The following is a 7667-nucleotide window of genomic DNA, read 5'->3' on the forward strand; positions in this document are numbered from 1 at the left end:
GGACCTTCGGGTCCTTTTTCTTTGCATAAATAAAAAGCACCCTCGTACTCTTTTAGTGTATGCTTCGTTGCCCGTACCGTAAGCACGGTACGGGCCATGACTAAATATCAACAACATTTACCGAGACGCAATCTTGAACCCCAAACACCTCGCCCTCATCATCGCGGCTGCCCTGAGCGCCGTTTCCATGTCTGCTAATGCATCGGGTTACCGTTTCGGCTCCCAGAGCGTGTCCTCCCAGGGCACTGCGGAGTCCAACGGCGCCGAAGCAGCTGACGCTTCCACCATCTTCGCCAACCCGGCCGGCCTGAGCCGCCTGGATGGCATGCAAATCATGGGCGGCGTGACCGCCGTGGTGCCGCATTCGTCCTTCGAAGACACCGGCTCCAAGCGCTTCACCGGCACCCCGGTTGGCGGCCTGCAGAGCACCGACGACTACGCGCCAAGCGTGGTTGCGGCGCCATCCCTGTACTTCAGCAAGAAGATCAATGACCAGTGGGCTGCCGGCGTTGGCGTGTACGTTCCTTACGGCACCAAGCTGTCCTACGACTGGGGCTGGTCCGGCCGCTACGCGCTGACCAACGTCAAGCTGGATGCAGTGAACATCAACCCGTCCGTCTCCTTCAAGCTGAACGAGCAGCACTCCTTCGGCTTCGGTCTGGACCTGGAATACATGAAGGCCAAGCTGGGCCAGGGCGTTGACGTGCCTGGTTCCATCGCTGCCCTGAGCGCCTCTCCGGCTGCTGCTCAGCTGATCAAGGCCATCATGGCCGCTGGCGGCAACCCGGCTGCCCTGGCCACCGTGAAGGACGGCCACGGCTCCATGGACGGCAAAGACTGGGGCTACGGCTTCAACATCGGCTACCTGTTCCAGCTGGACCAGAACACCCGCTTCGGCCTGGCATACCGCTCGGCGATCTCGCACCACCTGAAGGGCAGCGCAGTCTGGGACTTCAACGTGACCAGCGATGCCGCAGTGAACAAGATCATCGCCGCCAACTCGGGCAAGGCTAACTCCGCTGCTCTGGTGGACATCCGCACTCCGGAAACCATGTCGATCAACGGCTTCCACCAGCTGAACTCGCAGTGGGCCGTGATGGGCGATGCGACCTGGACCCGCAACTCGCGCATGACCAACCTGAACATCCAGTTCCCTGGCACCGTGCAGGGCGACGAGGTGATCCGTCAGAACTGGAAGAACACCTGGCGCTTCTCCGCCGGCGCGAACTACCAGCTGAACGAGAAAGTCATGCTGCGCGGCGGCGTGGCTTACGACCAGACCCCAGTACCGGATGACACCCTGCGTCACCCAGCACTGCCGGATGCGAACCGCACCCAGCTGTCGCTCGGCGCGAACTGGAAGCTGGACAACCACTCGTCGGTTGACCTGGCTTACTCCTTCCTGCACTTCCAGGATGCGAACGGCAACTACAAGAACGGCTGCTCGCCTCTGACCGCGGGCTGCACCGGCAACGGTGAACTGACCAAGGGCACCTGGCAGACCCACCTGCAGCTGATCGGCCTGGCTTACAACTACAAGTTCTAAGCTAACCAAGGCGGCGGAACAATGTTCCGCCCTACGAACGGCGCCCTAGCGGCGCCGTTTTTTTTACCCTACGCAATGCGCGGCGCGGCCAAGGCGTAGGGCGGATCATCGATCCGCCGTATCAGCGCCGCAAGCGGCTTCAATAAGTAGGCCGGCGGTCGCGCGTGCTGTTGCTGTTGCTGTCGGTACGGTCCGGCGTAACGATCGGCGGTGGCGGGCTCTGGCCGGTGGCGCCTTCCGTGCCGCTGGTGCCACTCGATGGCGGCGGCGTGGTCGTGGTATCGGCGGGCGGCGGCGTGGCCGGCGTGGCGTTATTGGCTGCTGGCATGGCGGGGGCCGTGCCGGTACCGCCCGTATCCGGCGTGGTGCCGGTCCCGGTGCTATTTGCCGCTGGCGTGGCCGGGCTCTCGGCCTCGCGGTTCTTGCAGCCGCCCAGCATGGCGGCCGCCAGCGCGGCGCCTGCGAGCAGGGCCGTGGTGGTACGAATTGCTGTCATGATGCTGTTCCTTTCCCTTGGGTTCATGCCGGGGCGAGCGTGCGCAGCAGGGCGGGGATTTCCGCCGGGATTTCGCGCGCCAGATAGCCCAGTACGCCGTAGCGTATCGACAGTTGCTCGCCAGCCGAGGCATGCAGCGCCACGCCCCAGGCTGCAGCCTGTTCCAGCGAAGCGCCGCGTGCGGCCAGTCCGGCGATGATGCCAGCCAGGCAGTCGCCTGAGCCGGAAATGGCCAGGCCGACGTTGCCGCCCTGGTGCTGCCACAGCTTGCCGCCGGGGGCAGCCAGGACCGTGGTGGCGCCTTTCAGCACCACCGCAGTATTCCATCGCGCCGCGGCCTGCGTGGCGGCGGCATGCGGATCTTGTTCAATCGTTTTGCGGGCAGTCCCGGACAGGCGCGCCATCTCGCCCGCATGCGGCGTCAGCAGTACCGGTCCGTTGAAGCGGAAATGCGCCCAGTCCACCGGCTCTTCCAGCAAGTGTGGCTCGGCCGGCGCGCACAGGGCACACAGGGCGCAGGCATCGAGGATCAAGGGCGTGCCGGACAGCTTGGGCAGCAGGGCATGCACCAGCTCGGCCGCCGCGGCGTCGTCCTGCATGCCGGGGCCGATCAGCAGTGCATCGACTTTGACGGCCAGGTCAGCCAGGCGGCGTGCGCCTTCTGCCAGAAAGCCGCCGGCTGCCGTTTCGGCCAGTCCGACCACGCGGGCTTCGGGAATCGCTGCGCCAACCACGGCGCTGACGCTGGCCGCGGTGGCTATCGTCAGCTTGCCGGCGCCGGCACGCAGCGCGGAATTGGCCGCTAGGATGGCGGCGCCCGGCATCTCGCGCGACCCGGCCACCACCAGCACATGGCCACGCGCTTCCTTATCGCCGTCGTGGCGGGGCTGGGGCAGCGGCCATTCGCGCAGCACATTGGGCGTGATGTCGATGGCCTGCATGATGCATCCTCAGGATTTCGGTGCGGCCGGGATGTCCGGCTTGACGGTAACCGGCGTACCGCTGTCTTTCAGCGGCGCCACGAAGTTTTCCATGCGCAGCACCAGCTTGCCGTTCTTGCCCACTTGCGGGTCGAATTCGTAGCCGACCACGCCGCAGTTGGGCACGTCTTCCGCGCGGTCGATGGCGAGGATGGCTTCTTCATCCAGCCGCTCGAACAGATAGCGGAAGCAGTTGACGATCACCTGGTGGCCCACGATCAGCACGCTCTCGCGGCGGTACTCGCGCGAGATGGTGTCGAGCACGCTGCGCAGGCGCAGGATGACATCGCACCAGCTTTCACCACCCGGCGGGCGGAAATAGAATTTGCCGACGTGCTTGCGCTGCGCCGCCAGCTCGGGATACTTATGGGCGATGCCCAGTGGCGTCAGCCGGTCCGTGATGCCAAACTCTTTTTCGCGCAAGCGTTCATCGGACACCACGGCCACCATATCGTCCCGGCCCAGTTTGAGCAGCACCGTTTCGGCCGTGCTGCGCGCACGCAGGTAGGGCGAGAACAGCACGACGGTAGGGCGCGCATCGGCAGGCAGATCGCAGAACCACTGCGCCAGTGCGTTGGCCTGGCGCTGCCCCAGTTCGGACAGCGGCACGTCCACATCGCGCTCGGCGATATCGATCAGCAATTCGGCGGCAGCTTCGGCGGCATCGCGCGCGACATTACCTGCGCTTTGTCCATGCCTTACCAGCCAGATACGTTGGGGCCATTTCTGTTCCATCGTCCACCCATTCCGAAGCCGTTGCGGCACATGGTAGACGAATCGACAAAAGGGCGGCGCTTCGCTTAAGCCGCCTGTTCTTCGCTATCGGGCCGCAACTCGACGTTGCTGTTGAAAATTTCCAGATTGGTTTCGCCCATCACACGGCTGGTCAGTGTGCCCGCCGTGATGGCCCCGCTGACGTTGAGCGCGGTGCGTCCCATATCGATCAGCGGCTCAATCGAAATCAGCAAACCCGCCAGTGCGACCGGCAGGTTGAGCGAAGACAGCACGATCAGCGCCGCAAAGGTCGCGCCACCACCTACGCCTGCCACACCCACCGAGCCCAGCGCGACAATGGCCAGCAGGGGCGCAATGAAGCTGGCGGTCCAGGGATCAACACCCACGGTCGGCGCAATCATGACCGCCAGCATGGCCGGATAAATGCCCGCGCAACCGTTCTGTCCAATGGTGGCGCCAAACGAGGCCGAGAAATTCGCGATGCCTTCCGACGTGCCCAGGCGCAGCGTCTGGGTGCGCACATTCATCGGAATGGCGCCTGCGCTGCTGCGCGAGCTGAAGGCGAAGGTCAGCACCGGCAGGATCTTCTTCGCGAAGCGGATCGGATTCAGTCCCGTGCCCGCCACAATGGCAAGATGTACGCAGAACATCAGCAGCAGGGCGCAATACGAAGCGGCAACGAAGCCAATCAGATTCAGGATGTCTGCATAGCTGGACGTGGCAACCACTTGCGCCATCAGGGCAAATACGCCGTAAGGAGTGAGGCGCAGCACCAGCGTCACGATGCGCATCACGATACTGTGCGCTACATGCACGGCAGTGTCGAAGTAGGTGAAGTGTTCAGGCTTCTTTTCAGCGATGCCAATGGCCGCCACGCCAATAAACACGGAAAAGATCACCACCGCGATGGTCGACGTCTTGCGCGCGCCCGTCATGTCGAGGAAGGGATTTGCCGGGAGAAAGCTGAGCAGCATGCCGGGCAGGTTAATCGCCTGCGCGTCCGCAAGTTTGCCTTGCAGGTAGACGCCGCGCGCCACTTCCGCCGTATTGGAGGCGAGGCCAATCGCCGTCAGCCCGAACAGCTTGGCCATCGCGATGCCGATCGCGGCCGCGATGACGGTGGTAACCATCAGTGTGCCAATGGTAAGCGCGCTGATCTTCCCCAGCGAACTAGCGTTGCGCAACTTGAGGATGGCGGACACAATGGACACCATAATCAGCGGCATCACGATCATCTGCAGCAGTTTCACGTAGCCGCTACCGACGATGTCGAGGTAATCGCCTGTCAGTATCACCTCGTGACTTGTTGCGCCGTAAGTAGCTTGCAATCCAGCACCCAGTAAGATGCCCAGTCCCAGGGCTGTAAATACGCGCACCGTGAAACTTGCATGGCGTCGTTGCTGGCTGTACAGGAAGCCCAGGAGAACCAGGGCACAGGCGAGATTGAGGACGACAGGCAAAGTCATTGTGGCAAGTGTTTGGTGGATTAGACTGGACAGATTCTAAAGGAATCGGCGCAGCAACGCCGATCTACACCAAGGGGGGCATATGGCACGGCAAGCGATGAAGGTAGGAACCCGGCTGGCGCTGGGCTTTGGCGTGGTGCTGTTGTTGCTGATGGCGGTGTCCGGACTGGGTGTGTACAACATGCATCACATAAACAGCCAGTTGGAGCGCATCGTGCACCTGAACGTGGTCAAGCTGGGGCTGGTGCAGGATATGTCCGAGTCGGTGCATATTGTCGCGCGGGTGAGCCGCACCATGGTGATGCTGGACGATGTGCCGGCCATGCTGCGCGAGCAGGAAAAGCTGAAAACCGCCCGCGCCAACTATGATCGTGCCAATAACGAGCTGTCCAAGCTGCCGACCAGCGCAGAAGGGCAGCGGCTGCGCGACAAGATCAATGCCGCGCGGGTTGTGGCGCGTCCGTTGAACGACCAGATCATCGCATTGGCTCTGGTGCACAAGGATGCCGAAGCCACGGCCCTGCTCATGTCCCAGGCCGGCCCTGCCACCCAAGCCTGGCAGGACGCCATGGATGAGGACGTTGAGCTCATCAAACGCAACAATATGGCCGACGCTGCGGCGGCGGCAGAAGCCTACCGCTCGGCCCGCGCGCTGATGCTGACTCTGAGCGGGCTAGCCTTGCTGGTCGGCGTGGCAGCATCGGTCCTGATCGCGAGCCGCTTGTTGCGTCAACTGGGCGGCGAGCCTGATACGGCGGCGGAAATCGCCGGCCGCATCGCCGCGGGCGATCTGACGGTGGCGGTCGATACCAGGCATGGCGACAACGGCAGCATGATGGCCGCCATGAAAACCATGCGCGACAGCTTGCTGGGCATTGTGTCCGAAGTGCGGCGTGGCACCGACACCATCGCCACTGCCACCGGGCAAATTGCAACCGGCAACCTGGATCTGTCGTCGCGCACCGAGCAGCAGGCCAGCGCGCTGGAAGAGACAGCTTCCTCAATGGAAGAACTGACCAGCGTGGTGCGCGAAAACGGCAGCAATGCGCGCGAAGCCAATGCGCTGGCGGCGGAAGCATCACGGGTGGCGAAAGAGGGCGGAGCGGTGGTGGGCGAAGTAGTGCAGACCATGGGCTCAATCAGCGACTACTCGCGCAAGATCGTTGACATTATCAGCGTGATCGACGGCATCGCCTTTCAGACCAATATCCTCGCCCTGAACGCCGCCGTGGAAGCGGCACGCGCCGGCGAGCAGGGACGCGGTTTTGCCGTCGTAGCGAATGAGGTCCGCACCCTCGCTCAGCGCTGCGCGGCAGCGGCCAAGGAAATCAAGGAGCTGATCGGCGACTCGGTGCAGCAAGTCGATGCCGGTAGCCAGCTGGTGATGAAGGCCGGGCAGACTATGGAGGAAGTGGTGACGGCGGTACAGCGCGTGTCTGCGGTGGTCGAACAAATCGCTGTGGCGGGGCAGGAGCAAAGCGCGGGTATCGAGCAGATCAACCAGGCGGTGTCCCAGATGGACACGGTGACACAGCAAAATGCCGCCCTGGTCGAAGAAGCTGCCGCTGCAGCTGCCGCGCTGCAGGATCAGGCCGAGCGGCTGAGCAGCGTGGTTGGCGTGTTCAAAGTCGAGGAGGGCGCCAGCCCTACCACGGCGCTGGCGCCGCGCGCCTCCTCCGTCCCACGCCTGACGCAGCAGGAAGTAGCTTAGCTGGTTGCGATGCGCACGGCAGTTAGCAGGACGCCGATAAACATGCTCACGCCGATCAACGCGGCGCCAATCACATAGGCAGGCTTGAGCGCAGTCGCATCGCGCTCATAATCGCTGCGGCGGCGCAGTCCGATAAAGGACCAGGCAACGGCGGTCATCGTTTCGCCGAAAGAGCGTTTGGCTGGGGTATTCATCTGAAGCTCCTTTCTCGTTGCTACCATTCTGCTGCCGGCGCACCGCGAAAAAAAGACTCAGATCGGCTGGGAATCGACCGTATCAGATGTGGAGATTGGTGAGTTTATTCGGTCAGATTTGTCCTACATTGATCTGGTAGACCCATCCCAGCGGAGATTTCGCCATGCAATACGAGGACAGCCCGACCCTGCCGGACCTGCGCGCCCGCATCAGCGAACTGGACGAAGAAATGGCACTCAACGAAGTCGCCCTCCGAACCGCTGAAATGGCCGGCGGCCGCACCCTCGCGCTCCAAGCCCGCAAACAGCGCATCGCCGTCATCATCTCCGAACTCCGAGCGCAAGAACAAGCGGCGGGTGGCAGCGCTTAGCGATGCGGCAGCTGTCGCCTGCGGATTCAACCGGTCGACGCAACACTATAAACTGCTTAGGCAGGAGGAGTGTTGCCATGAAACGCAAGCCACGAATCTATTACACTGACGAGCAGAAGGCATTGATGTGGGAACGCTGGCGTCAAGGTGAATCTCTGCAGCATATTG

8 protein-coding genes are annotated in these 7667 nt (G+C 62.9%); 3 read left to right on the plus strand and 5 right to left on the minus strand.

Annotation, left to right across the window (positions count from 1 at the left end; translation table 11 throughout):
• Positions 1-133 precede the first annotated feature (133 nt).
• Complete coding sequence (locus AB4Z19_RS29325) at positions 134-1546, plus strand: OmpP1/FadL family transporter (RefSeq protein ID WP_442027007.1); 1413 nt, start codon at positions 134-136, stop codon at positions 1544-1546.
• 139 nt (positions 1547-1685) lie between these two features.
• Here AB4Z19_RS29325 and AB4Z19_RS29330 read toward each other — a convergent pair whose 3' ends face one another.
• The 4 genes from AB4Z19_RS29330 to AB4Z19_RS29345 form a co-directional block, all read right to left on the minus strand.
• On the minus strand, positions 1686-2042 hold the full coding sequence (locus tag AB4Z19_RS29330; RefSeq protein WP_442036997.1) for a hypothetical protein: 357 nt from the start codon (positions 2040-2042) through the stop codon (positions 1686-1688).
• Between the two features lie 23 nt (positions 2043-2065).
• The gene (locus tag AB4Z19_RS29335; RefSeq protein ID WP_442027004.1) at positions 2066-2983 is read right to left on the minus strand and encodes an NAD(P)H-hydrate dehydratase; all 918 of its coding nucleotides are present in this window, start codon (positions 2981-2983) and stop codon (positions 2066-2068) included.
• 9 nt (positions 2984-2992) lie between these two features.
• Positions 2993-3757, minus strand: coding sequence for a histidine phosphatase family protein (locus tag AB4Z19_RS29340; protein ID WP_442027003.1), 765 nt, complete (start codon positions 3755-3757; stop codon positions 2993-2995).
• Positions 3758-3822: 65 nt separating this feature from the next.
• On the minus strand, positions 3823-5223 hold the full coding sequence (locus AB4Z19_RS29345) for an L-cystine transporter (protein ID WP_442036999.1): 1401 nt from the start codon (positions 5221-5223) through the stop codon (positions 3823-3825).
• 82 nt (positions 5224-5305) lie between these two features.
• On the opposite strand from AB4Z19_RS29345, the gene AB4Z19_RS29350 reads away from it, so the two are divergent.
• Entirely contained in the window at positions 5306-6934 is a 1629-nt protein-coding gene (locus AB4Z19_RS29350) for a methyl-accepting chemotaxis protein (protein WP_442037003.1), read from the plus strand.
• Here the strand turns inward: AB4Z19_RS29350 and AB4Z19_RS29355 are convergent.
• Positions 6931-7128 (minus strand): DUF2970 domain-containing protein, encoded by a 198-nt coding sequence (locus tag AB4Z19_RS29355; RefSeq protein WP_442030447.1) that lies wholly within the window; start codon positions 7126-7128, stop codon positions 6931-6933. The two genes, AB4Z19_RS29350 and AB4Z19_RS29355, sit on opposite strands and share 4 nt — an antisense overlap.
• A gap of 164 nt (positions 7129-7292) precedes the next feature.
• Here AB4Z19_RS29355 and AB4Z19_RS29360 point away from each other — a divergent pair, with 164 nt between their 5' ends.
• Complete coding sequence (locus tag AB4Z19_RS29360; RefSeq protein ID WP_442030445.1) at positions 7293-7499, plus strand: hypothetical protein; 207 nt, start codon at positions 7293-7295, stop codon at positions 7497-7499.
• Positions 7500-7667 lie beyond the last annotated feature (168 nt).

The sequence above is a fragment of the Pseudoduganella sp. RAF19 genome (assembly GCF_052114165.1).
Taxonomy (GTDB): Bacteria; Pseudomonadota; Gammaproteobacteria; order Burkholderiales; family Burkholderiaceae_D; genus Rugamonas.